The following is a 23,106-nucleotide window of genomic DNA, read 5'->3' as shown; positions in this document are numbered from 1 at the left end:
AGAGCCGCTCCGGGCCTCCCGGCCCTTTCTGAGCGGACCGCCAGTGGGGCCGCGACGACCGCCTCGCCGCGGCCCCACGGTTCAGCGCTGGCTCGATCCGCGGGTGCGACGCCTGCGCGCGACGAGGAGGCCGCCCAGGGCCAGGAGCAGCACCGCCGTCACCGCCGCCGGTCCGAGTCCGTCAGCTCCGGTGAACGCCAGTCCGCCGCGTGCCGGATCGCGGGATCCTTCGCCGGTACCCGCCGACGCCTCCGCGTCGTCGTGAGTGCCGGGTGTTCCCGAAGACCCGGCGCTCCCGGCGTTCCCGGGATGTCCGGGCGCTTCCGGACCACCGGGCGTCACCGGCGGTCCGGTCGGTGTCTCCGCTGCGGGCAGGAGCCCCGCGTCGACGGTGCGGTCCTGTTCGATGTGCTCGAGCTGGCCCTCGTCGGAACGGATCGCGGCGAGTTCGACGGCGCCGGCCGCGCCGGAGGCGTCGGCGTCGGAGTCGATCGCGCGGTCGTCGCCGACGAGCTCCTTCGTGAACTCCCGACCGTCCGGAGCCGTCCAGTGCACGGTGTAGCTGCCGGGGCGCAGGTCGTCGAAGGTGTACTCGCCGTCGCCGTTCGTGGTGGTGGTCCGGCGCACGGCGTCGCCGCGGTCGTCCGAGCCGGTGAGGCGGACCGAGACGTCCGCGATGCCGGCTTCGTCGTCGTCCTGCAGACCGTCGCCGTTCTCGTCGGACCACACGAAGTCCCCGATCGAACCGGAGACGACGGTGACCGTCGCCGGGTTGGACTGGACCGGGAGAGCGAGGTTCGAGGCGCGGAGGCCGAACCGGTTCGTGTACGTGTCACCGTCGCGCTGGCCCGCCGTCGCGACCACGACCCGGTGCGTGACGGTCTCGCCCACTGCCACGGGGGCGGTCCGCAGGATGCGCGCAGCCGTGACGTCCGCGAGCCCGGCCGGGCATCCCTCGGCGCCGAACGCCGACGCCGAGCACCAGGTGGTGGCGCCACCGCCCTGGTTCGACGGGTCAGCGGCGTCGAGCACGACGTCGCGCGGGTCGCGGGTCGTGTAGCGGACGCGCTCACCGGCGGCGGCGGCGACCGCGATGGGCTCGGCGAGTCCGACCGTGCCGTGGAAGGTGGAGTTGCGGGTGTCGCCCCGGTACGGAAGGACGTCGATGACGTCCAGGCCGTCGATCGGGGTGGTGTCGATGTTCGTGTACCCGAGGTCCCACTCCAGCTGGTCCCCCGAGACGACGACCGGTTCGACGGCGGTCTTCTCGATGCCGACCCCGCCGGTGGCGACGACCTGGACGGCGCGCTGGGCGTTGCGGAAGGCCTGCGGCGACCTGTCCGTCGGCGAGGCGATGTCCGTCACGTTGGTGATCGCGCCCGCCGGGGCGAGCTTCGAGACCGCGGCGGTGTACGTGATCGGATCGATCGCCTCGTTCGGACGGACCACTGTCGTCCAAGTGAGACGCTGGACGTCGTTGCCGTCGTCGTCCTTCGTGGTGTCGATCTCCGGCACCTCGGAGGCACTGCCGGCGACGTAGGTCACGTGGTTCGGCAGCACGTCGCGCACCGTCACGGAGGCCTCCTTCCCCGTGGTGTTGCCGTTCGTGAGTGACGGGTACAGGGCGTAGTCGATGGTGTCGCCGGCGACGGTGAAGGTGGTCGAGTCGGGGGTGTCGTCCGCGTCGTGGCCGGGGTCGACGATCTTCTTCTGGATCCGGGCGAGGTTCTCGGTGAGGATGACGCTGTCGGACAGGGGACCGGCACCGAGGTCCGCGTCGGACCAGACGTCGTGCGCCCAGCGTTCTGAGCGGTCGCCGAACCACGCGTGACCGAAGTCGTGGGCCCGTGTGCCGTCGGCGGCGTCCTGGGTGGTGACGTAGCTGTAGAGCGTGCCGTCACTGCCACCGGGGACGTCACCGGTCGCGCGGACCGCTCCGACTGCATCGATGCCACCGGGGACGTCTTCCGGCCGGTCGTACCAGGGGCCGTCCTCGTCGTCACAGGTCGCCTTCTGGCTCGCGGACGGTGAGGTCATGTCGTACGCGGCGTACTGCACCTTCGCGCTGCGCATGCCGCTGGTCCACGCCGCGACCCTGCCGTCGCCGACGCGGGTTATGTGCTGCGTGTCGCGGTCGAAGGTGTCGCAGAGGACGGCGCCGTCGAACGACGCCAGCCCCTTGTTGGAGGCGGTGACGTCGCTCCGGAGCAGCGTGCCCGGGGTGGCCCACGGGTCGCCGTCGCGAGCAGAGCCCCGCTCGACGGCGCGCCCGTCGCCGATGACCCGGAGGAGCCGCTTCTGCGCGGAGCCGTCGGCGTACTCGAGGACGTTGCGCTCGGCGGAGTTGTCCCCCGTGGGTTCCGTGCCGCCGGGGAAGTTCGGCGCTCCGCTGACGGACGTGGTCTGCAGCGGCGTGAACGTGTTGACCGACTCCACCGAGGTCCCGGTCGGAGGGTTGGGCATCCAGAGGCTGATGTAGCCGCTCACGAAGTAGGGCTTGGCGCCGCCGGCGATCGGCCCGTTCGTGAGGCTCTTCGAGGGGACGTGGTCGGGGTCGGTGACCGTCCCGGTGATGGTGACGTCCACGCCCTGACCGGGGGCCGCCTGTTCGCACGAGAACTCCCCGGAGTCCGTGACCGCTTGCTCACCGCCGCCGCTGCCGCCGGGCAGGCCTCCCATCCGCGAGTCGCCCATGTCGTTGGGGCCGCAGACGGGGTTGCCACCGTTCCACAGGACCGCATCGGAGGGCACGGCACCGAGGATCTGGGAGAGGTCGTCCGTGAACGTCATCGGCCCGGTGCTCTTCTCGAACCCGAGGAGGCCCTGTCCGGGCACGAGCGGCTGCCAGTCCACGGCGATCGGGTAGATCAGCTGCAGCCCTTTCGTCGTTCCGTCCGGACCGGTGACGTCGGTCCGGAGCGACGACGCGTGGACGTTCTTGCTCAGGTTGTAGCGCGCGGCTGCGGAGACCGTGACGGCCTCGGCGACCGCGGTGGCGGTTCCGTTCTCGGCCTCGTCCGCCGTCGCGGTCACTGGGACGGCGATCGTGTCGCCGTTCTCCAGGTCGGCGGAGACGTCGAGGACGATCGGCACGGAGACCGTCCGGCCTTCTCGGAGCGTGCCGATGTTGCAGGTCAACACGGCGCCCGAGACCGCCGAGCCGGGGCCGACGCAGATGGTCGGGACCCCTGCCCACGACGTGCCGGCGGGGGCGGTCACGCTGAAGCGTTCGTTCGTGCTGGTGCCGTCGTTCGAGTTGAGGGAGACGCGGTACGTGATCGCGTCCATCGTGCGGACGATGCCGTTCTCCTCACTTGCGTCACCACCAGCGCCGTCCGTCGGGGTGAAGGGGCCGTTGCCGTCCTTCGTGACGTCGATCGCGACGTCGACCGTGCTCCGCGTCGCGGCGGATGCGGTGCCGCCGGGTGCTTCCGGCTCGCTCGCCGCCGGGGCGGTCGGCAGGGCAAGGCCGAGGACGACGCCAGCGGTGGCCAGCGTCGACACGGCGATGCGCGCTGTACTTCGGGATCGCATGGGTCTCCTTGTTCTCGCGAGGCTGATGTCCCGCAGATCGTCGGAGCGAGGACCGCCCCGACGAGCAGCGTACGCACGCATCGCATTCCACATCGATCATTCATGTTCTGCATATCGCGGATCGTGTTCACCGAGCACGGAGACGGCGGGCTCGACCGCCTGCGCAGTAGGGTGAGGGCCATGGCGACCCGAGACGACGTCGAGTGCTGGCTGACCGACATGGACGGCGTGCTCGTCCACGAGAACCAGGCACTGCCCGGCGCCCCGGAGCTCATCCAGCAGTGGCTCGACGACGGCACCGAGTTCCTCGTGCTGACGAACAACTCGATCTTCACGCCGCGCGACCTCAGCGCCCGGCTCCGGGGCTCGGGCCTGCACGTGCCCGAGGAGCGGATCTGGACGAGTGCGCTCGCGACGGCCGACTTCTGCAAGTCGCAGATGCCCGGCGGCTCGGCGTTCGTCATCGGCGAGGCCGGCATGACGACCGCCCTGCACGAGGCCGGGTTCATCATGACCGAGACCGCTCCCGACTACGTCGTCGTCGGTGAGACCCGCAACTACTCGTTCGAGGCGATCACCAAGGCCGTCCGGCTCATCCGCGCCGGCGCCCGGTTCATCGTGACGAACCCCGACGCCACCGGCCCGAGCGCCGAGGGGGTCCTGCCGGCAACCGGCGCCATCGCGGCGATGATCGAGAAGGCCACCGGCAAGCAGCCCTACGTGGTGGGCAAGCCGAACCCGATGATGTTCCGCTCCGCGATGAACCGGATCGGTGCGCACTCCGAGAACACCGGCATGATCGGCGACCGCATGGACACCGACGTGCAGGCCGGCATCGAAGCAGGGCTGCACACCGTGCTCGTGATGACGGGCATCAGCGACCAGGCGGAGATCGACCGGTACCCGTTCCGCCCGAGCGAGGTCATCTCCGGCGTGCACGAGCTCGTGCGCACCGAGCCCTTCGAAGTCGAGCTCTAGCCGGTCACACGCGACCGCGCGCGTCGGCCGCGGCCGCTATCGCGTGTCAGCCGCGGCTGGACGCGACCGCGGCACCCGCCGCAGCCGGTTCGCGGGACGTCCCACGGGCCTCCAGGGCGAAGGCCGCCATCGGCGGCACCGACAGCCACCGCTTCGCGAGCCGACGGGGCCGGTCGTCGTACCAGGCGATGACCCCGCCTGCCACGATGCCGAACGCGAGCACCCCGAACGAGAACAGCCCGATCAGACCGAGCAGGGTCAGCTTCCCGACGTCGCCCGGGTCCGCTGTCGCCGAGAACCCGATCGACCCGAAGTCCCAGAAGGCGTGCAGCAGCACCGGGGCGAGCAGCGACCCGGTCAGCCGACGCGCGACGTACAGCGTCGACCCGAACGACGCCGCGAACACCACCTGGACCAGAGTCGGCCCGATGCCGGCACCGGCGAGCGCGTTGAGCAGGTGCAGCAGCCCGAACAGCGCGCACGACAGGGCCCACACGCCCATCTCCGGCAGGCGCCGCCGTAGCCCCACGAGCAGGGTGCCGCGGGCCATCAGCTCCTCGAACACCCCGACGAACAGCACCCCGACGGCGAGCAGCAGGAAGTAGTGCGCGGGCAGCGCCGTCCAGTCGATGAGGGGCAGTCGGACGACGCACACCACCAGCACGAGGATCGGCGCGACCATCGTCCACCGCACTCGCGTCCGGACCGGGTCGACCGTGGCGATCCGCCACCAGCCGAGCGCCGTGACGAACAGGGCGAGTGCCGCGACGGCGATGCCCTCGGGGATGACGAGGGCGTGCACGACGCTGTCGACCGTCTGCCCGAGGGTCGCGTAGTCGTCGCTCGGCCGTGACCGCCAGGCGCTGATCGCCGCGAACACCACGATCGGCGCGAGCCCGAGCAGCAGCGACGGGGGCACCGGCCAGCGACGGCGAGGGGCTCGGACGGGGGCGGTGGTGGTCATCTGCTGGTTGTACCAGGCGGGACGTACGATTGGCGGTATGCGCCTGCCCTCCCTGTCCACCATGGCAGAGGACTACGTCAAGCTCATCTGGAAGGCCAGCGAGCGCGGCGGACCCGGCTTGGCGACGCGGGACATCGCGGCGTCCCTGAAGGTGTCGGCGTCGACGGTGTCGGGCAACCTCAAGAAGCTCGACCGCGACGGCCTGATCGAGCACACCCCGTACTACGGCGTCGTGCTCACCCCGCTCGGGCAGCAGGTCGCGGTGGCGATGGTCCGGCGGCACCGGCTGATCGAGACGTTCCTGGTGGAGCGGCTCGGCTACTCGTGGGACGAGGTCCACACCGAGGCCGAGGCCCTGGAGCACGCCGTGTCGGAGCAGTTCCTCGACCGGGTCGACGCCGACCTCGGCCACCCGACGCACGACCCCCACGGCGACCCGATCCCCGGCGCGGACGGCATCGTGCCGGACTCCCCCGGCACCCTCCTCGGCGCGATCGAGCCGGGAGCCTGCGGCACCGTCGACCGTGTCTCGGACGACGACCCCTCGCTGCTGCGGTACTTCGACGAGCTCGGGGTGGGGCTGGGCACGCACCTTCGGGTCGAGCGGGTGCGGGACTACGCCGGCGTCATCGCGGTGTCGCGGCGGTCGACCGACGGCTCGGAGTCCCTCGTCGACCTGCCTGCCGCGGCGGCGTCGTCCATCTGGCTCGCGCCCGACGGCGACTGACCGCGCTGCGCGCGTGGCGGCGGACGGCACGCACGCGTTGGCCGGCCGGTCGAGACACCCCGCTCACATCCGCCGAGCGGTCAAGAACTGTCGTCTGGGAGCCTCGCAGGCGACGGTTCGTGACCACTCGGCGCCCAGCGCACGGGGGGTCGTGACCGCACCGCGGGCCGCGAACGCGCGTGGCGTCGGACGGGAGGCCCGGCGCACCGCCGCCACGCGCCTCCCGTCCGGCGCCCTCACCGGTCACGACACCCCGCTCACCTCTGCCGACCGGTCACGCTCCGTCGCCCGGAAGCCCCGCAGCCGACGGTTCGCGCCCACTCGGCACCCGGCGCACGGGGTTCGTAACCGCGCGACGCGGCCGCCCCACGACCGCGACGGTGACGCTTCGCGACCACCCGGCGCTCCCGGCCAGGCGCGCCCGCCGGCCCTAGCCCTTGACGGAGCGCGTCCGGCCGAGGGCGACCTCGCGCCGGGCCCGTTCGAGGGCGAGTGCGGATGCGGCGTCCGGGTCGTGCAGCAGTCGTTCGGTCTCGCGCACGTGCTCCCGGACGACGTCGGTCCCCCGGTCGGCGGCCGTGACGAGGAGGGGTCCGACGGCGTCCTCGCCGAGTCCCACCAGGGCACGCGACAGGCTGAGCCGACGCTCGCGGTCGCCGATGCCGAGCTGCACCGCGAGGATCCGCGCGAGCGACGCCCGCTCGTCGTCCGGCACCAGTGCGACGGCCGTCCGCCAGGCCGCGCGGAGCACCTCGTCGTCGTGGTCCTCGAGCAGTGGGCGCACCGCGGGCCACGCGTGCGGGTCACCGATCTTCGACAGGGTGTGGAGCGCCTGGCTGCGGGCCTGCGGCTCGGGGCGCTCGAGCTCGGGCAGCACGCGGGCCACGACATCCTCGGCGGGGTGCCGGGTGAGTGCCCACGTCAGCATGTCGCGGACGAAGAAGTCCGGCTCGACGGCGCACTGCGCGACGAGCACCTCGAGGTCCGCGGGGTCCGGGGTGGTCCCCGCGGCCATCACGGCCTGCAGCCGGGCGGAGGATCGCGGGTCGGCGAGCGCATCGGTGAGCGTGGTCATCCCTCCATCGAACACCTGACGCCGCGCGCGCCCTTGCCATGCGCGTGCATGTTCCGACACACCACCCGTCGATCACGGGGTGGATCGTCGCAAGAAGGGTGCGGGCGCGCCTACGCCCCCGGCGCCAGCGACCCGGTCAGCGGCTGCCCCGACGACCGCGTCACGAAGCACGAGATGAACCGGTCACCCTGGTCCCACGTCGCCTGGTCCGGCGCGTAGGAACCCTGCACCTGCACGTCGCCCACGGCGGCGGCGGCCGAGGCGTTCAGCGCCGCGTCGGACTGGCACTGGTCGGCGGCCCGGGTCGCAAGGGCCTCGGTACCCGGGTAGGTGTCACCCTCGACCGCGAGTCGTGCGGTCAGCTGCCCGATGTGCGGCGTCGCGCAGTCCACCACCGTGAAGGTCTGCGACCACGCGTTCGTGAACGGCGACAGGCACTCCCCGCCGGCCAGGTCGGTCCACGGGTGCTCGCCGGGCAACGCCGGCGTCGTGGCGAACTGCAGGGTTGCGGCCGGTGCTGCGGGGTCACTCGGCTGCGAGGCAGACGCCGACGGCGCAGCGCTCGGTGTCGCCGGCGCCGACGAGGCAGCCACCGGCGACTTCGTCGGCACGGCCTGGTCGGCGATGTTGTTGCCGAGGATCCACTTCGACAGCAGGAACACCAGCACGATGAGCACGAGGATCAGCGCGATCGACCCGTAGATCAGCAGCTGCTTGCCGCGCTTGCCCTCGTTCCGCAGCCGCGCGAAACCCTCGTTGATGAAGTTGTCGCGTTCGCCGGACCGCCGGTCCGGACCGCCGGCAGGCCGTCCGGCAGCAGCGGACGCGGGGGCAGCAGCTGGAGCGGCAGCAGCCGCGGGCACGGCCGCCGCCGCCGCCGCCGCCGGCATCATCCGCGTCCCGGTGTCCTCGGGGTCGTAGCCGGTGCCGCCGAGCTGCCCGACCGCCTCGGTGCCGAACAGGTCCTTGATGGCGCTCGTGTCGCTGGTCTCGCGGCCGTCCCACTCGGACTGGTCCAGGTCGTCCGGCGCCGCGGCGGGCAGGGACTCCGGCTGCGGACCGGTGTCGTTCCCACGCAACCCCAGAACGGCGTCGAGGTCCTGCCCCACCGACGGCGGCAGGTGCGCCGGGTACTCCTGTGCTCCGGTGGGTTCGACGAGCGGCGGTACGGCGGTCGGCGGCACGGTCGCGTCGGGCTCGGACCACCAGGGCGTCCCGGCAGCCGGCATCGCGGTGGTCGGGGCATCGGCCTGGAGGCCCTCGGTCGCGTCCGGCACGTCGTCCCCGGCGGGCTGACGGGGTGCGTCCACGGCCTCGGTCGCCTCCGACGGAGCACCAGCGGCAGCACCAGCGGCAGCGGCAGCACCAGCACCAGCACCAGCGGCAGCCGCATCGGGGACGGCAGCCGGAGCAGCCGTGTCCGACACGGGCGCGGCCGGCACCGCCGGGGGCACCGCCGACGGCACGGGGACCGCCGGTGGCACCGGGTAGGTCCGCGGCGCCTGCGGCAGCCCGGAGGCCGGGGTGTCGACCTCGCCGGCGACGACCTCGTCCTCGTCGTCCAGCTCGTCGGCGAGCGACCAGGATCCGGCGGACAGCGCGGTGGTGTCGAACGAGTCGGTGGTCAGCGTCGCCGGGACCTCGCCGGGCTCGTCGTCACCGATCGCCCAGTCGAACGGCCGGTCGTGCGCGCCGGTCTGCGTGGGGACCGGCCCGGTGCTGGTGATGCGCAGCAGGTCGGTGAAGGTCGGCGGTTCCTCGGTCGGGGGCAGCACGTTCTCGACGCCGAGGGGCTGCGGTGCAGCGGGAGCCACGGGCTCCGGGTGGTTCCCGGTCGCGCGGCCGAGCCAGTCGACGTCGGCGCGACCCTCGCCGAACGGGTCGACGCGGCGACGCTCGTCCTCGATGGCCTTCGACGCGGCGGCACGTTCGTCCCGGTGCGTCTGTGCCGTCGGCAGCACGATCGACGACGGGTGCGGCGCGGTGGAGTCCGGCGGGGTGTCGGCGGCGGCGGGGATCCGGTCGTGCAGTGTGGAGCGTTCGTGCTCGACGACGGCGTCGGGGTTCTCGGAGGGTGCGAGCAGCTCGGGCGGCATCGAGATGGCCTGGGTCGCGCCGTCGTCGAGCGCCGGAGCAGCAGGCTCAGGCGCGGCAGGAGCAGCAGGAGCAGGAGCAGGAGCAGGAGCAGGAGTCTCAGCAGCCTCCGCCTCGCCATCGGCCACGAACGGCTCCGGCAGCGGCGCGCCCGTCTCGCGGGCGGTGCGCTCGGCCTCGCGGCGCTCCCGTCGCGACGGCCAGTCCTCCTCGCCGCGCGGAGCACCGAAGATGTCCGCAGCGCTGCGGAGACCGTGGAACGGAGCGTCCGAGCCGGACGCGCGCCGAGCCTCCAGGCCGTCGTCCCCATCTGCCGGGCCGACGGTGCCGTCGGGTTCGCGCGCGTCGTCCGGACGCTCCTCGGTCACGCGGTCAGCCCCAGATCAGCCAACCCGATGGCCGCGAAGTACGGGTAGCCGGCCGCCTCGATCGTCTCCTTGGCACCGGTGTCCCGGTCGACGACGACCGCGACGGCGGCGACGATCGCGCCCTCGCGCTCGAGCGCCTCGGCCGCCTTGAGCGGCGAGCCGCCGGTGGTGGAGGTGTCCTCGAGCACGACGACGCGCTTGCCCTTGAGGTCCGGTCCCTCGACCTGCTTACCGCGGCCGTGGTCCTTCGGCTCCTTGCGGACGACGAAGGCGTCGTAGGTCAGCCCCTGGGCGGCGGCCTGGTGCAGGACGGCGCTGGCGATGGGGTCGGCGCCCATGGTGAGGCCCCCGACGGCGGAGACGTCCGGCACCTGCTGCACGAGCTCGGTCATGACCTGGCCGATCAGCGGCGCGACGCGGTGGTCCAGGCTGACCTTCCGCAGGTCGATGTAGTACGTCGCCTTCTTCCCGCTGGTCAGGGTGAAGTCGCCGTGGAACACCGCTTCGGAGGAGATGTACTGGATCAACTGTTCGCGCGCGTCGGTCACAGCCCACAAGGGTAGTCGGTCGGGCCCGCAACGCGCTCCCCCAGCCTGTGGGCCGCGGGGTGCCGGCACCGAGGCGGCCTCGGTACGCTCCGGGGCATGTCCCGAGCACCGCGTCGCCCCGCCGTGGAGCCGGCTCCGTCCGGCGGCCGCCGGCCCGGCGAGGTGGCCGTCACGATCGGACGGGAGGCCCTGGGCGGCCTGGTCGCGCTGGCCCTGGCCGTCATCGCCCTGCGCCACGTCATCGCGACGGAGCGGGTCGCGTTGCTCTGGTACGACGGCGACTCGGTGTTGCTGCCGCTCGTCCAGCGCTCCCTGCAGGCCGGCCAGCCGTTCGAGTGGGCCATGTCGCCCGCGCTGTTCTTCTTCCCCGAGCTGCCCGTGTACCTGTCCTGCTCGCTGGTGACCGCCACACCGCAGCAGGCCCTGGCACTGAACGGGGTGCTCGTGCTCCTCGCCGTCTACGCCCTGGTGCGGGCGGCAGCGAACGAGCTGATGCCGTCCGCCGGGCGCCCCGCCCGGATCGCGGTGTCGGCCGGGGCGCTCGGTCTGGTCACGCTGCTCGTGCTCACCGAGTCGTCGGCGACGGCCACCTCGCTCGAGCTGGCATCCCTGCTGCTCACGACGACCTACTACTACGGCGCCGTGCTGGCGATGCTCGGCACCGCGGTGCTCGTGCTGCGGGCGGTGCGCCTCGGCCGGGCGTCGGTGCCCCTGCTCGTGGTGCTCGGACTCGTCGCGGCGTGCACGACCGCGTCGAACCCGCTGTACGTACCCTGGTCCGCCGCTCCCGTCGTCGTCACCCTCGGGCTCCTGGTGCTGGCGCGCCGGGTGCCGTGGCGTCCGGCCGCGCTGCTCGCCGGTGCCGTCACGGTCGGATCGGTCGTCGGGTACCTGGTGCGGATCCCGCTGCGGCCGTTCGTCTCCCTCGACCCGGCGACGTACGTGCAGCCGTCCCGGGCCGGGGAGACCCTGCGGTTCTTCGCGGCGCTGACCGACGACCGGGCGGGCACGGCTCCGGGCGACCTCGGGCTCCTGCTGCTGTTCGCCGGGGTGCTCGTCACCGTCGGGGGCACGGTCTGGGCCTGGCGGGTCCGCACCGCACGCACCGTGCTGGTCGCGACACTGCTGCCCCTGGTGACCGTCGTCGCTGTGTCCGTCGGGGTCGTCGTCGCCGGGTCCGAGACCCCGCGCTACCTGCAGCCGATCGTGACCGCACCGCTGCTCGCGCTCGTCGCCGTGGCCGAGCTCACCCGCACCGCGGTCCGCCGCACCCGCGTGCACCGCCCGCACCGCGGGGTCCGGGCGGGGGTGGCGGTCGCGATGGCCGCCGTGCTCGCGACCGGGATCGCCGTGGCCCCCGGGACCGCCCACGCCGTGGCGACCGCGCGGTACCCGGCGGCGGCGTGCCTGGACCGCTGGGCCGACGGCCGCCAGGTCACCGGCGTCGGGCAGTTCTGGACGGTCCGGCCCCTCGCCACCTACGCGTCGATGAACGTCGGGCTGCTGCAGGTCCGGGACACCTTCGAGACCTACCCCTGGCTCGTCGACCTCGGGGCCTACCGCGACGCCGACCCGAGCTTCGTGGTGGTCGGGTCGCACGACCTCTGGACCACCGCGGTCGAGGACTCCCTCGGGCCGCCGGCGACGATCACCCACTGTACCGGGTTCGACGTCTACGACTACGCCGGCACCGCCGGGCAGGCGATCCTGCGGCGCGACGTCGTCGGGAGCGCCGCCGTCATCCGACGCGACCGCGGCTTCTGATCCACCGCTGAAGTTGTCCACAGCGGCGCGTTGCCGTCCGATGCTCGCTGTACGGATGTATAGGCTCGTCCTCGATGTCTCGCCCCACCAGCCCCCGCGCCCACCGTGTCCCCGTGCGCCTGCGCCTCGCCGTCACCGGCCTGGCGCTCGCGGGCCTCGTCGGCACGGTCATCGCCGATGCTCCGGCTGCCCAGGCGGTGACCTACCCCACGTGGGACGAAGTGGAGTCCGCCCGTGGCAAGGAATCCGCGAAGCAGGGGCAGATCACCGAGATCAAGGGCATCATCAGCGACCTGAACGCCAAGGTCGCGGCGGCCGAGGCCAAGGCCAAGAAGCTCGGGCAGGTCTTCTTCGACGCCCAGGCCGACGCACAGGAAGCCGCTGAGAAGGAACAGCAGCTCCGCGCCGACGCCGAGGAACACGCGAAGGTCGCCGAGCAGAGCGCCGCGCAGGCCGGTCAGTTCGCCGCGCAGATGTCCCGCTCCGGCGGTGCGGACGTCACCACCTCCGTCCTCACGCAGGGCGCCGATGCCCGCGATCTCCTCTACGACCTCGGTGCCCTGAGCAAGCTCTCCGAGCAGGCCGAACGAGTGCAGGCCGCCGCGAGCATCGACGCGGGTGTCGCCCGCTCGCTCGAAGCCCAGGCCGACCGTGCCGCAGAAGAGCTCAAGGGTCTGGCAGCCAAGGCCGAGGCACGCATGCAGGAAGCCCAGGCGGCGTCCGACACCGTGCAGGCCGCCTACGACGAACAGCAGTCCAACAAGGCCCGACTCGACGCCCAGCTCGCGACCCTGACCTCCGGCCGCGTCCGGACGGAGGCCGAGTTCGCGCAGGGCGAGAAGGTGCGGAAGGCCGCCGAGGCCAAGGCCGCGCGCGAAGCCCTGGCCCGGGCAGCGGCTGCCGCTCGTGCCGACTCCGCGAACTCCGGCGGCGGCGCTCCCGCCGGCGGGTCGACCGGCAGCAGTGGTTCGGGCGGCGGCGGCGCCGTCGGGTCCGGTTCCGGTACCGGCTGGGTCCGGCCCGCGAGCGGGTACGTCATCAGCCCGTACGGCTACCGCGTGCACCCGATCCACGGCACCGTCATCAAGCACGACGGCGTCGACCTGGCCAGCGGCTGCTCCACCCCGATCGTCGCCGCCTCCGCCGGCACCGTCGACTACGTCGGCTGGTACGGCGGGTACGGCAACTACGTCCGGATCAGCCACGGCAACGGCGTGCAGACCGCCTACGGGCACATCGTCAACGGTGGCTTCCGGGTCGCCCAGGGCCAGCGAGTCGCGGCGGGGCAGCTCATCGCGCTCGTCGGGTCGACCGGCCAGTCCACCGGGTGCCACAGCCACATCGAGGTGCACCTCAACGGCGCCACCACCGACCCGGTGCCCTTCATGGGTGCACGCGGGGTCGCCTTCTAACCAGCTCGTTCACCAGACCGCCGTCCACTCCCAGTGGGCGGCGGTTCGGTGTTCCCCACAGTCGTACGCTCCTCATTTCATACTGCACCGCTGAAATGCTACGTTTCTCCCATCGACCAGTTCGGATGGTGGGGGGACGATGGGGATCGAGTTCGACGACGCAGCGGCGTCGCGGTTGGTCGACTGCACGGCCGAGGTGGCACTCTCACTGCGTGCCAGCGCCGGGCCGCGGCGGAACAACGCCGAGGCCGCACTGCACGACTTCGACGGTGCGTACGCGCGGCTGTTCGAAACAGCTCGGGTGACGGAGTCGACCGACCGCATCCGGCTCGTGACGGCGCTCGAAGCGATGGCCGACCAGCTGCGGATCGCCCAGCGGCAGGCGGACGAGGAACGGCAGCGCCTGGCCGACCTCGCTGCGTGGCGGCAGCGCGAAGCTGATCGTGACCTGGTGCGCGCCGGTGGCGGGCTCCCGTCGCAACCCGTGCTCGACTGGAGCAGCTCGGTGTTCGACCCTGAACCATCGGGCACGCCGCAGCGACCTTCTCCGGTGTCCGCGGTGTTCAGCGCGTGCTCGCGGCAGCGCACCGGTGGCCGGTCCGGAGGACGGAGCGGGGCAGATCCAGCTCGGCTGCGGAAGTTCGCTGCCGTGGCCCGGGTGCAGGACTCCTCGACGGAGCAAGACCTCGTGCGGGTTCGCAACGCGTGGACCGTGTTCCGCAATCGTTGCAGCTGGGTCCCGGTCGACGGGGCGTCGTTGCCAGGTGGCTTCGCCGACTACCTTGCCGAGAACGCCGACGACGCGTCGTGGATCGATCGGATCGCGGGCGCGTTCAGCGCCGCGGGCGGCGGTTCCCTCGCGAACGCTGCGCTCGACGTCGCCGGTACCTCCAAACTGCTACCCGGGCTGCAGCGGCTGCTCGATCCGTCCCTGACCACGGCTGAGGTCGCAGCGGCCTGGGCCGCGCTCGGCTTCACCGACGCCGACATCCGGGCGTTGCCCCTGACCACGCAGCTGCAGTTCGCAGGACTTGACGGCGTCCCGGCAGCGCAGCGCGACATCGCGTCCAGGGCCGTCCTCTCGGCCGCGGTACGAGACCCAGAGCGGCTGTACCGGCTGATGGGGCTGCCGTACACCTACGGTGCGGTCAGTCTCGACGAGTTCCGGGAGCAGGTCTTCGGCCTCCGCGACGGGCTCAAGCGTGCCGATCGCTTGGCGGCAGATGTCCGAGCCCCTTCGAGCGCCGTCGCACAGCTCGTCGGGTTCGGCGTCTCGAGCGGGTCTCTCGTCGCCGCCGTCGCGCTCGGCGATCTGGACACGGCGTCCAACGTGACTGTCAACGTGCCCGGCGCGATGACCACCCTCGACAGCATGGATGAGAAGGTCCGCGCCGCCAACGGTCTTCTGGGCACCGCGTGGAAGCATCGACGAGCAGAGTCGTTCGCGGTCGTGTCGTGGATCGGCTACCGCGCCCCGGGTGTCATCGAGGTCCCGGGTCAGGACCGCGCGCACGCGGGCGGAGCGAACCTCGCGTCGTTCCTCGACGGGATCCACGACAGCCGGGGCAGCGCGCCGCAGTCCCTGACCGTCCTCGGGCACTCCTACGGGTCCACCACCGCGGCCGAAGCGCTCGCGCAGACTCGGTACCGGGTCGACGCGCTCGTCACGTACGGCTCCGTCGGGTTCACCGACACCACGACTCCCGAGCACCTCAACGTGGACCATGTGTACGCGACCGAGGGCTCCGCTGACCGCACAGCGATCCTCGGCCGGATCGGACGCACCGATCCACGCGACCTTCCGGACGTCGACACGTTCGGCGCTGACGAGTCCCCTGGCGGCAGCGCCGTCACCGGGCACGACATGTTCCCGGACAGCGGCGTCGGCTACCTGTCCCGAGCTGCCACCGCACAACAGACCATCGCGAAGATCATCGCGACGGGGAAGCCATGATGAAGACCATGCGACCGATGCTCCGTGCCATCACGACTGCTGCCCTGACGCTCGGGCTGCCGTCGGGGTGCGCGGGAGGAGGAACCCAGATGCCCACCGATGCAGCAGGCGTCACCCAGCACGACGTCGCCGAGATGTCCCTGCACCAAGAGTTCGACGCCTACCGCGACCACTACGAGCACATGCAGCGGCTCCTGCGGAACGCGCAACTCCAGGTCCACGAGGGCGAATGGGAATGGGACAGCGGCGACGTCGTCCCGCAGATCGGCGGCGACGGCGTAGCCCCGTTACGAGGTTCGGACACGAAGAACAGCTACGACATGCGGAGCGGGCGGCTCTGGTCCCCGCCTGGCGCCACCGGCCAACAGCGGGACCTGCAACCGATGATCGACTACTTCACCGAGCAGGGGTGGGACAACGAGCAACGCACAGCCGCCGGTGACCACGAGGCCTGGGCCACCACCGGCGACGGCTGGCAGATCGTCTACTCGGCACAGACGAACGGCCGGTACACGCTCGAGGTCTACAGTGAACCCCTTTGGACCAACGACGCACGCGCTCTCTCGACGGCCATCTACGGACGCTCGACCGTCAAGTTCCCTGATCGGTCCCTCCCCGGCGTCTACCCAGACTTCCCACGGTGGGACGACCCCATCGTCAACAAGCCGAAGATCTGAACCGATGCTCCGGACCATCACGACGACAGCCCTGACCCTGGGACTACTGACCGGGTGCGCACCAGGAGGAGACCAGATGCCCACCGACGCAGCCGGCCTGACCCAGGACGACGTCGCGGAGATGTCACTCCACCAGGAGTACGACGCCTACCGCGACCACTACGAACACATGCAGCGGCTCCTGAAAGCCGCGCAACTCCAGGTCCACGACGGCGAATGGGAGTGGGGTGGCGGCGACCGTGTTCCATTGATCGGCGGTGACGGCGTCGCAGCTCTGCCCGGGTCCGACACGAAGAACAGCTACGACATGAGCACCACCCGGCTCTGGTCCCCGCCCGGCACCCTTGACCAGGAACGCGACCTGCAGCCGATGATCGACTGGTTCACCGACCAGGGCTGGACCATCGAACGCCGCACCATCACCGGCGACCAGGAGGTCTGGGCCACCACCGGCGACGGCTGGCAGATCCAGTACGCCGCGCAGGAGAACGGCGACAACCCCATCACCGTCTACAGCGAACTCTTCTGGACCAACGACGCCAGCGCCCTCTCGGAAGCAGTCGGAGGACGGAACGATGCGGCCTACCCCGATCATTCGCTCCCGGGCGTCTTCCCGCCGTTCCCCGCATGGGACGACCCCATCGTCAGCCCACCCAAGATCTGACCCGACCCGACCCGAACCGGCAGAGGGAGACCGAGCCCCATCAGCTCGGAACACTCCCGACGTCGTCCACGTCGATGTTCCACAGCGCCCGGTACCAGGCGGTGCGCTCCAGGTCGTCCGGCAGCCCGTACGCCCGGTGGAACAGCGGCTCCCACCCGGGTCCGTAGTTCCAGCCGAGGGCCATCGTCGCCACCGCGATGTCGGCCCAGCGGTCCGCGACGCCCATCGCGTCCAGGTCGACGTGCCCGCTCCACCGCCGGTCCGCACCGATCAACGTGTTCGGCGTGCACGGGTCACCGTGACAGACGACGATGCGGTCGGCCGGCGGCTCCGGACCGAGCGCGCTCGGTCCGCGGTCGGCGTCGGCGACGGCTGCACGCGCGCGATCGAGCCGGTCCGCGGTCGCCCACGTGAACGGGCAGTCGTCGACGGGCAACGTGTCGTGCAGCGCGCGCAGGCCCTCGCCCACCGCGACCACAGCGGTCCGGGGTTCGTCGTGCCAGCGCGGGTCGACAGCGCTCCACCCGGGCACGGCACGGGTGTGCAGCCAGACGCCGTCGTCGTCGGTGCCGTGGCCGAGCACCTCCGGCACCCGGGCGTACCGGGATGCCCAGGTCAGCCGTCCCGCCTCACCGCTGATCCACGTCGCGTACGCGTGCGGCAGCACCTTCACGAACTCCTCGGCGTGCGCGTCCGGTCCGACACGGAACGTCGTCCCACCGATCTGGTTGCGCCAGACGAGCGCGACCTCACGCCCTCGCGCGACGTCGGTGACGATGCGCGGCACCGGGACCGTCTCGCCCGGCCGGGGCAGTCCACCGATCGAGCGCACCACGGCGACGCTCAGTGCACGCGGTCCGGGCGGGAGGACCCCGACCCACCACGGGCGATCTCGAGCAGCACGGGCAGGCGTTCGCCGAGCAGGGCGTCCAGGTCGGCGACGACGGCCTCGACCCGTTCGGTGATCTCGCGCGGCGCGGCACCCCGGCGCGGACGGACCCGCACCCGGATCGCCCGACCGCCACGGACCCGGTAGACGTCGACGGCGAGCGAATCGACCTGCGGCATCTCGCCGATGGCCGAGGACAGCGCGTGCTGCACGGCAGTGGACTCGATGCGCACCGCCCCGGCGACGCCGTCCGCCGAACCGTCGCTGTCCACGACGGTGCCCTCGCGGCCACCGCCGAGGGTCGTCAGCACGACGAGGGCGAGCACGCCGAGCACGACGCCACCGCCGAGCACGCAGGTCCAGGCGAACACCGAGTCGTCACGCGATGCCCCGTTGCCGAGTCCGGCGAGGGCATCGCCGACCGCGCGCCACCCCGAGGCGACGAGGGGCAGCCCCTGTGCGGTCTGCACCAGGATCGCCGCCACCCCTGCGACGAGCAGGACGAGCCCGAGCACGACGAGCGCCGTCCGGCCGAGCCCACGGTTCGTGGCGTTCATCCGTCCACCCGCCCCGTCGGCTGCACCCGGACCCGCGCGGCCAGCGGCGGCTGCGCGTCGATCGCGGCGAACTCCCGCTCGACGGCCTCGGTCGCGGCGACCGCGGGGACGTCCACCCCGGCTGCGGGCCGGAGCACGACGTCGACCGTGCGGCGGCCGACGGTACCCACGGCTGCGTCGGCGCCGAGACGGGTCGCGGAACGGGCGGCGCGGGCCGCAGCGGAGGCCAGGACCTCGTCGTCGACGACGACCGCGAGCCGATCGGACGCCATCACGTGCCGCGGACGGCGCTGGGGCAGGATCCCCTGCAGCAACAGCACGAGCCCGATCAGGGCCACGATGGCGCCGATGCCGATCACGATGGTGGTCTCGAGACCGTCCGGGGCCGCGAGCGCGGCGTCGGCCACGGCACGCGGGTCGACACCCAGGACGTTCTGGTCGAGCAGGACGAGCGCACCGGCGAAGACGGCGGCGGCGGCGAGCACCAGGGCGATGAGCATCGCGACGACGACGGCGGCGGAGCGGGAGACGTGGGTCTCGCGGCGCAGCAGGCGGCGGTAGGTGGCGTGGTGGTCGTCGTGCGAGGGGCCGGCGGGGACGACCGGATCGGTGCGCCCGACGGCGGGGGCGGCAGTCACCGGACCCTCCGTGGGGTGTCCACGACCGACGAGGCGAAGGTCACGGTCACGCGGGCGACCTGTCGGCCGGTGATGGTCCGGAAACGTTCGGCGATCGTGCCGCGAGCCCGGTGCGCCGTGGCGACGACCGGTTCGTCGGGGAGTGCGTGCGAGCCCAGCACCGGCAGGGCGAGCGGGGCGGTGATCTCGACCGCCAGTGCGCCGCGACCGTCGTCGGCGACCCGGGCACGGACCTCCCGGAAGGCCACGTGCAGTGCTTCGGCGGCGACCGCCTGGGCGGTGTGCACCAGCGCCGACGTGCCGATGCGGTCGGAGCCGCGGAGCCGGACGCCGCTGTCGCCGGTCGTGGCGACGGCGGCGTCGCTCACGACGAGCTCCGGCGTCCGCGCAGCACGTCGAGCAGGCGGCGGAAGTCGACGTCACCCGTGACGATGCGGGCGACCAGAGCGCCGAGCGCCATGCAGACGGCGACGACGACGAACGCCCAGAACCCGAGCGTCACGGCGACGATCGCGAGCAGGGCGCCGGTGCCCATCCCGACGACGGTGGCGTTCACCGGACTCGACCGTCCCGGGTGTCGAGCTCGTCCGCGACGCCGTTGAGCGCCGGGATGTTCACGTCGTTGATGGCGATGTTGACCTCGGTGACCTCGAGGCCGACGAGTTCGGTGACGGCGTTCGTGACGGCGGCGCGCACCGCGGAGGCGACCTCCATCATCGGCGTCGGGTAGTCGACGACGATGGTCAGGTCGACGGCGACCTGGGTCTCGCCGACCTCGACGCGGACACCCTGACCGAGCGCACTCGAGCCGATGGCGTCGCGGATGGCGCCGAACGCCCGCGAGGCGTTGCCGCCGAGCGCGAAGACACCGGGGACGTCGCGGGCGGCGATGCCCGCGACCTTCGCGACGACCGTGTCGTCGATGATGGTCCTGCCCTTGGCGGTGACCTGCGTCGTGGTGGTGCCGGCGGGCTGGGTGCTCCCGGCCCCGGTGCCGAGCGTGGCCCCGGTCGTGGTCCCGTCGACGCGATTCGTCGTCGATGCCATTGCTGCCTCCGTGCGATCGATTGCTGGTCTCCAGCGAACACCATCGTGCCGTACGCCGCACAGGCGGCGCACCTGCCGGACCCCGCACAGGCGGCGCACCTGCCGGACCCCGCACAGTCGGCGCACGTGCCGCCCGGTCGCGCCGCTGGTCTCGCCGACCTCGTCGTCAGTCGGCACCGGTAGGTTCTTGTTCCATGCGCGTCGCGACCTGGAACGTGAACTCCGTCCGCACCCGAGTGGGTCGGATCGTCGACTGGCTGGTGCGTGAGGACATCGACGTCCTCGGCATGCAGGAGATCAAGTGCAAGCCGGAGCAGTTCCCGGTCGAGCAGTTCGAGGCCGCGGGGTACCACGTCGAGGCGCACGGCCTGAACCAGTGGAACGGCGTCGCGTTCGCCAGCCGGCTGCCGATGGAGGACGTCACCCGCGACTTCCCCGGCCAGCCCGGGTTCCTGAAGGGCCACGAGGGGCCGGACCTGCCGGTCGAGGCCCGCGCGATCGGCGTCACGGTCGACGGCGTGCGGCTCTGGAGCCTCTACGTGCCGAACGGCCGCGAGCTCGGCGACCCGCACTACACGTACAAGCTCGACTGGCTCGCCCAGCTGGCCGACCGCACCTCTGAGTGGCTCGAGGCCTCGCCGGAGACCCCGCTCGCGCTGATGGGCGACTGGAACGTTGCACCGCTCGACCAGGACGTCTGGGACATGCGGGTCTTCGAGGGGTCGACCCACGTCAGCGAGCCCGAGCGGAAGGCGTTCCGCGAGTTCGAGGCGCGGGGCCTGCAGGACGTCGTCCGCCCGATCGTGCCCGACGGCTACACCTACTGGGACTACAAGCAGCTGCGGTTCCCGCGCAACGAGGGCATGCGCATCGACTTCGTGCTCGGCTCGCAGGCCTTCGCCGACGTCGTCACCGACGCCTCGATCCACCGGAACGAGCGGAAGGGCGACGCCCCGAGCGACCACGTGCCCGTGGTGGTCGACCTCGACCTGGACACGTCGCTCGACGACGACCGCCCGATGATCTTCTGATCGGAGTCGGGTCACCGGCCCGGAGCGACGACGCACGACCGGTTCTGTTACGCCCGGCGTCCGCCGTGATTGAGCCGTCCGTCACGCCGACGTAGGTTTCCTGCACCGCCCCCCTCCGAGAGCAGGTGAAGCCATGTCCCGCACGACGATCCTTCCCATCCAGCGCCTCATGGCGAGCGCGGCCCCCGGTGCGTGGCGCGACGGCATCGTCGTCGAGACCCGGGCAGCCGACGCCGTGGTGCTGTTCCTCGACGGGAGCATCACGCAGCTGCGGGTGGCGGACGCCGACGGCGTCCTGTCGGTCGGCGAGCCGGTCGCCCACCACCCGGTCGCGGAGATCCTCAGCGCCGGCGGTCGGCAGACCACCGCACGCGTCGCGTAGGCGGAGCGGTTCAGGCGGAGCGGCTCAGGCCGCCATCGAGTCGAGCATCGCCTGGCACTTCGACACCATCTCGTCGCAGGCCATGGCGCAGTACCGGCACGACTCGTCCATGTCCTGGTGCTGGCGGCACTCGGCGGCACACGCGGTGCCCATCGCGACGACGGCCATGAGCATCGCCTGCATCGCGGCGGTGTCCATCCCCATCGGACGCATCATCATCCGCATGCCGGTGTCGGCCAGCATCGCGGTGTTCGAGCACATCGCGGCGCAGGTGGCCATCTCGCCGCCCATCCGCATGTCGGCCGCGGAGCACATCGTCGCCGCCATCGATGCGGCGTTCATCGCCATCATCGTGTCCTGCATCACGTCCATGTCCATCTCCATGGGCATGTCCGTCATCGACATGTTCTTCATCATCGCCATCGTGTCCATCGCCGGTCTCCTCGTCGTGGTCATCGGTCACGGAGCGGTCCGCCCCGCGTGCCCGCCAGGGTACGCGCGTGCCGCCCGTGCTTCGTGAGCAGAACGGGTCGGGTCAACGGACGCGACCCGACCGCATCTGCTCACCATCCGCGGTGGTCGCCACCACAGCCGGACGGGAGGCCCGGTGCGGCCCCGCCACGGGCCTCCCGTCCGTCCGGGCGCACGTCCAGGGCGCGGAAGACGCCGGCGTCTCCGCTGGACGCCGGCAAGTGCGCGAGACGCCTCCGAATCCGGCGGCGTCTCGGCGACATCAAGGCGTCTCGACAACACGACGGCGTCGTCCGGAAGCCCACACGCCGGCGTCTCGACGACCGCTACGGGTGCAGCAGGGCGGCGATCGCGACGAGCACGGGCACCGAGCCGAGTGTCGAGATGAGCACGACGTCGCGCGCCACCGGGACCGCTGCCCCGTACCGCTGGGCGTAGTTGAAGACGTTCTGCGCCGCCGGCAGGGCGCCGAGGGTGGTGAGCACGAAGACCTCCTGGTCGCCGAGGCCGAACACGAAGCGTGCGAACACGAAGGCCACGGCCGGCATCAGCACGAGCTTGATCGACGACGCGACGATGACGTCGGTGCGGATCGCCGGGTCCCGCAGGGGGGTGGCACCGTGCAGGCTCATCCCGAAGGACAGCAGCACGACGGGGACCGCGGCCGCGCCGACGAGCGAGAACGGCTCGAGCACCGGGTCGGGCAGCGTGATCCCCGTCGCCGAGCACACGAGCCCGACGAGCGAGGCGATGATGATCGGGTTCCGGAACGGGCCCGCGATCCGCCGTCCCCATCCGCCGCCACCCGCGGTCGCCGCGTCGAGGATCGTCAGCGCGACCGGGGCCATCACGACGAGCTGCAGCAGGATCACGGGCACGACCGCGGTCGCCTGGCCGAGCACGTACACGGCCACCGGCAGCCCGATGTTGTTCGCGTTGACGTAGCTGGAAGCCAAGGCGCCGACGGTGGTCGTGGTGACGGGGCGGCGCAGCACGAGGCGGAACACGGCGGCGGCACCGAGTGCGACCACGGCGGCACTCAGCAGCGAGACCCAGAGCATCGACGACAGCAGCGACGCGATGTCGGCGGTCGCGATGGTGTGGAACAGCAGGCACGGCATCAGCACGAAGAACGCGAGCCGACTCATCACGAACTGCGCGTGCGGGCCCAGCAGGCCGATGCGTCCGACGACGTACCCACCGGCGATGATCGCGCCGATGATCGCGAAGCCGGTCAACACGCCACCCATCCCCTCCATCCTGGCACCTGCCGGCGGTGATGTGACGTCACTCAGGTCGGAAATGCGTACGCATCGAATACCGTTGAGCGCA

At 72.0% G+C, this 23,106-nt stretch carries 24 protein-coding genes; 11 read left to right on the top strand and 13 right to left on the bottom strand.

The window, feature by feature from the left end; translation table 11 throughout:
* Positions 1 to 81: 81 nt before the first annotated feature.
* Positions 82 to 3,534, bottom strand: a complete 3,453-nt coding sequence (locus DEI85_RS02545; RefSeq protein ID WP_181436452.1) for an SdrD B-like domain-containing protein — start codon at positions 3,532 to 3,534, stop codon at positions 82 to 84.
* Between the two features lie 180 nt (positions 3,535 to 3,714).
* Between DEI85_RS02545 and DEI85_RS02540 the strand changes: the two genes are divergently transcribed.
* Positions 3,715 to 4,512, top strand: coding sequence for an HAD-IIA family hydrolase (locus tag DEI85_RS02540; RefSeq protein ID WP_027464991.1), 798 nt, complete (start codon positions 3,715 to 3,717; stop codon positions 4,510 to 4,512).
* A gap of 46 nt (positions 4,513 to 4,558) precedes the next feature.
* Here the strand turns inward: DEI85_RS02540 and DEI85_RS02535 are convergent, their stop codons facing one another.
* Complete coding sequence (locus tag DEI85_RS02535) at positions 4,559 to 5,476, bottom strand: CPBP family intramembrane glutamic endopeptidase (RefSeq protein ID WP_181435493.1); 918 nt, start codon at positions 5,474 to 5,476, stop codon at positions 4,559 to 4,561.
* A 37-nt stretch (positions 5,477 to 5,513) separates the two neighbouring features.
* On the opposite strand from DEI85_RS02535, the gene DEI85_RS02530 reads away from it, so the two are divergent.
* On the top strand, positions 5,514 to 6,203 hold the full coding sequence (locus DEI85_RS02530) for a metal-dependent transcriptional regulator (RefSeq protein ID WP_111090188.1): 690 nt from the start codon (positions 5,514 to 5,516) through the stop codon (positions 6,201 to 6,203).
* 430 nt (positions 6,204 to 6,633) lie between these two features.
* On the opposite strand, the gene DEI85_RS02525 is transcribed toward DEI85_RS02530, so the two are convergent.
* From DEI85_RS02525 to pyrE, 3 genes are all read right to left on the bottom strand, one after another.
* Positions 6,634 to 7,278, bottom strand: a complete 645-nt coding sequence (locus DEI85_RS02525; RefSeq protein WP_111090187.1) for a HEAT repeat domain-containing protein — start codon at positions 7,276 to 7,278, stop codon at positions 6,634 to 6,636.
* A gap of 110 nt (positions 7,279 to 7,388) precedes the next feature.
* Positions 7,389 to 9,740 (bottom strand): septum formation family protein, encoded by a 2,352-nt coding sequence (locus tag DEI85_RS02520; RefSeq protein WP_111124348.1) that lies wholly within the window; start codon positions 9,738 to 9,740, stop codon positions 7,389 to 7,391.
* Positions 9,737 to 10,288, bottom strand: a complete 552-nt coding sequence (gene pyrE / locus DEI85_RS02515) for an orotate phosphoribosyltransferase (RefSeq protein ID WP_027464850.1) — start codon at positions 10,286 to 10,288, stop codon at positions 9,737 to 9,739. The genes DEI85_RS02520 and pyrE overlap by 4 nt, the downstream gene beginning before the upstream one ends.
* A gap of 96 nt (positions 10,289 to 10,384) precedes the next feature.
* On the opposite strand from pyrE, the gene DEI85_RS02510 reads away from it, so the two are divergent.
* The 5 genes from DEI85_RS02510 to DEI85_RS02490 all read left to right on the top strand — a co-directional run bounded on the left by DEI85_RS02510 (position 10,385) and on the right by DEI85_RS02490 (position 16,759).
* Positions 10,385 to 12,052 (top strand): hypothetical protein, encoded by a 1,668-nt coding sequence (locus DEI85_RS02510; protein WP_146249051.1) that lies wholly within the window; start codon positions 10,385 to 10,387, stop codon positions 12,050 to 12,052.
* 74 nt (positions 12,053 to 12,126) lie between these two features.
* Positions 12,127 to 13,464 (top strand): peptidoglycan DD-metalloendopeptidase family protein, encoded by a 1,338-nt coding sequence (locus tag DEI85_RS02505; RefSeq protein ID WP_110858773.1) that lies wholly within the window; start codon positions 12,127 to 12,129, stop codon positions 13,462 to 13,464.
* 139 nt (positions 13,465 to 13,603) lie between these two features.
* Positions 13,604 to 15,418 carry an alpha/beta hydrolase gene (locus DEI85_RS02500; RefSeq protein WP_111124346.1) on the top strand — a complete coding sequence of 605 codons (1,815 nt, stop codon included), beginning with the start codon at positions 13,604 to 13,606 and terminating at the stop codon, positions 15,416 to 15,418.
* Positions 15,415 to 16,095, top strand: coding sequence for a hypothetical protein (locus DEI85_RS02495; protein ID WP_111124345.1), 681 nt, complete (start codon positions 15,415 to 15,417; stop codon positions 16,093 to 16,095). The genes DEI85_RS02500 and DEI85_RS02495 overlap by 4 nt, the downstream gene beginning before the upstream one ends.
* Before the next feature lie 76 nt (positions 16,096 to 16,171).
* The gene (locus tag DEI85_RS02490; RefSeq protein WP_111124344.1) at positions 16,172 to 16,759 is read left to right on the top strand and encodes a hypothetical protein; all 588 of its coding nucleotides are present in this window, start codon (positions 16,172 to 16,174) and stop codon (positions 16,757 to 16,759) included.
* Positions 16,760 to 16,799: 40 nt separating this feature from the next.
* Here DEI85_RS02490 and DEI85_RS02485 read toward each other — a convergent pair whose 3' ends face one another.
* The 6 genes from DEI85_RS02485 to DEI85_RS02460 are packed head-to-tail and all read right to left on the bottom strand — an operon-like array spanning position 16,800 to position 19,890.
* Positions 16,800 to 17,591 (bottom strand): phosphotransferase, encoded by a 792-nt coding sequence (locus tag DEI85_RS02485; protein WP_309147144.1) that lies wholly within the window; start codon positions 17,589 to 17,591, stop codon positions 16,800 to 16,802.
* Between the two features lie 11 nt (positions 17,592 to 17,602).
* Positions 17,603 to 18,205 carry a hypothetical protein gene (locus DEI85_RS02480; RefSeq protein WP_111124343.1) on the bottom strand — a complete coding sequence of 201 codons (603 nt, stop codon included), beginning with the start codon at positions 18,203 to 18,205 and terminating at the stop codon, positions 17,603 to 17,605.
* Positions 18,202 to 18,843, bottom strand: a complete 642-nt coding sequence (locus DEI85_RS02475) for a hypothetical protein (protein WP_110858769.1) — start codon at positions 18,841 to 18,843, stop codon at positions 18,202 to 18,204. The genes DEI85_RS02480 and DEI85_RS02475 overlap by 4 nt, the downstream gene beginning before the upstream one ends.
* Positions 18,840 to 19,211, bottom strand: a complete 372-nt coding sequence (locus tag DEI85_RS02470; protein WP_111124342.1) for a hypothetical protein — start codon at positions 19,209 to 19,211, stop codon at positions 18,840 to 18,842. Before DEI85_RS02470 ends, DEI85_RS02475 begins: the two co-directional genes overlap by 4 nt.
* The gene (locus DEI85_RS02465; RefSeq protein WP_110858767.1) at positions 19,208 to 19,399 is read right to left on the bottom strand and encodes a DUF2273 domain-containing protein; all 192 of its coding nucleotides are present in this window, start codon (positions 19,397 to 19,399) and stop codon (positions 19,208 to 19,210) included. The genes DEI85_RS02470 and DEI85_RS02465 overlap by 4 nt, the downstream gene beginning before the upstream one ends.
* Positions 19,396 to 19,890: an Asp23/Gls24 family envelope stress response protein gene (locus tag DEI85_RS02460; RefSeq protein ID WP_110858766.1), complete on the bottom strand. Its 495-nt coding sequence runs from the start codon at positions 19,888 to 19,890 to the stop codon at positions 19,396 to 19,398. The genes DEI85_RS02465 and DEI85_RS02460 overlap by 4 nt, the downstream gene beginning before the upstream one ends.
* Positions 19,891 to 19,935: 45 nt before the next feature.
* Between DEI85_RS02460 and DEI85_RS02455 the strand changes: the two genes are divergently transcribed.
* From DEI85_RS02455 to DEI85_RS02445, 3 genes are all read left to right on the top strand, one after another.
* Positions 19,936 to 20,073, top strand: a complete 138-nt coding sequence (locus DEI85_RS02455) for a hypothetical protein (protein ID WP_181430057.1) — start codon at positions 19,936 to 19,938, stop codon at positions 20,071 to 20,073.
* An 11-nt stretch (positions 20,074 to 20,084) separates the two neighbouring features.
* Positions 20,085 to 20,921 carry an exodeoxyribonuclease III gene (locus DEI85_RS02450; RefSeq protein ID WP_111124341.1) on the top strand — a complete coding sequence of 279 codons (837 nt, stop codon included), beginning with the start codon at positions 20,085 to 20,087 and terminating at the stop codon, positions 20,919 to 20,921.
* A gap of 133 nt (positions 20,922 to 21,054) precedes the next feature.
* On the top strand, positions 21,055 to 21,303 hold the full coding sequence (locus DEI85_RS02445; protein WP_111124340.1) for a nuclease: 249 nt from the start codon (positions 21,055 to 21,057) through the stop codon (positions 21,301 to 21,303).
* A gap of 24 nt (positions 21,304 to 21,327) precedes the next feature.
* On the opposite strand, the gene DEI85_RS02440 is transcribed toward DEI85_RS02445, so the two are convergent.
* A complete protein-coding gene (locus DEI85_RS02440; protein WP_284183459.1) occupies positions 21,328 to 21,702 on the bottom strand; it encodes a four-helix bundle copper-binding protein in 375 nt (124 codons plus the stop codon).
* Between DEI85_RS02440 and DEI85_RS02435 the strand changes: the two genes are divergently transcribed.
* Entirely contained in the window at positions 21,674 to 21,823 is a 150-nt protein-coding gene (locus tag DEI85_RS02435; protein WP_181435501.1) for a hypothetical protein, read from the top strand. The genes DEI85_RS02440 and DEI85_RS02435 overlap by 29 nt on opposite strands.
* A gap of 277 nt (positions 21,824 to 22,100) precedes the next feature.
* Here the strand turns inward: DEI85_RS02435 and DEI85_RS02430 are convergent, their stop codons facing one another.
* Complete coding sequence (locus DEI85_RS02430; protein WP_111124338.1) at positions 22,101 to 23,024, bottom strand: AEC family transporter; 924 nt, start codon at positions 23,022 to 23,024, stop codon at positions 22,101 to 22,103.
* Positions 23,025 to 23,106 lie beyond the last annotated feature (82 nt).

It is taken from the genome of Curtobacterium sp. MCBD17_026 (genome assembly GCF_003234895.2).
Lineage (GTDB): Bacteria > Actinomycetota > Actinomycetes > Actinomycetales > Microbacteriaceae > Curtobacterium > Curtobacterium flaccumfaciens.
The sequence above is the reverse complement of the archived record's forward strand: the minus strand, read 5'-3'. Positions and strand labels throughout refer to the sequence as shown.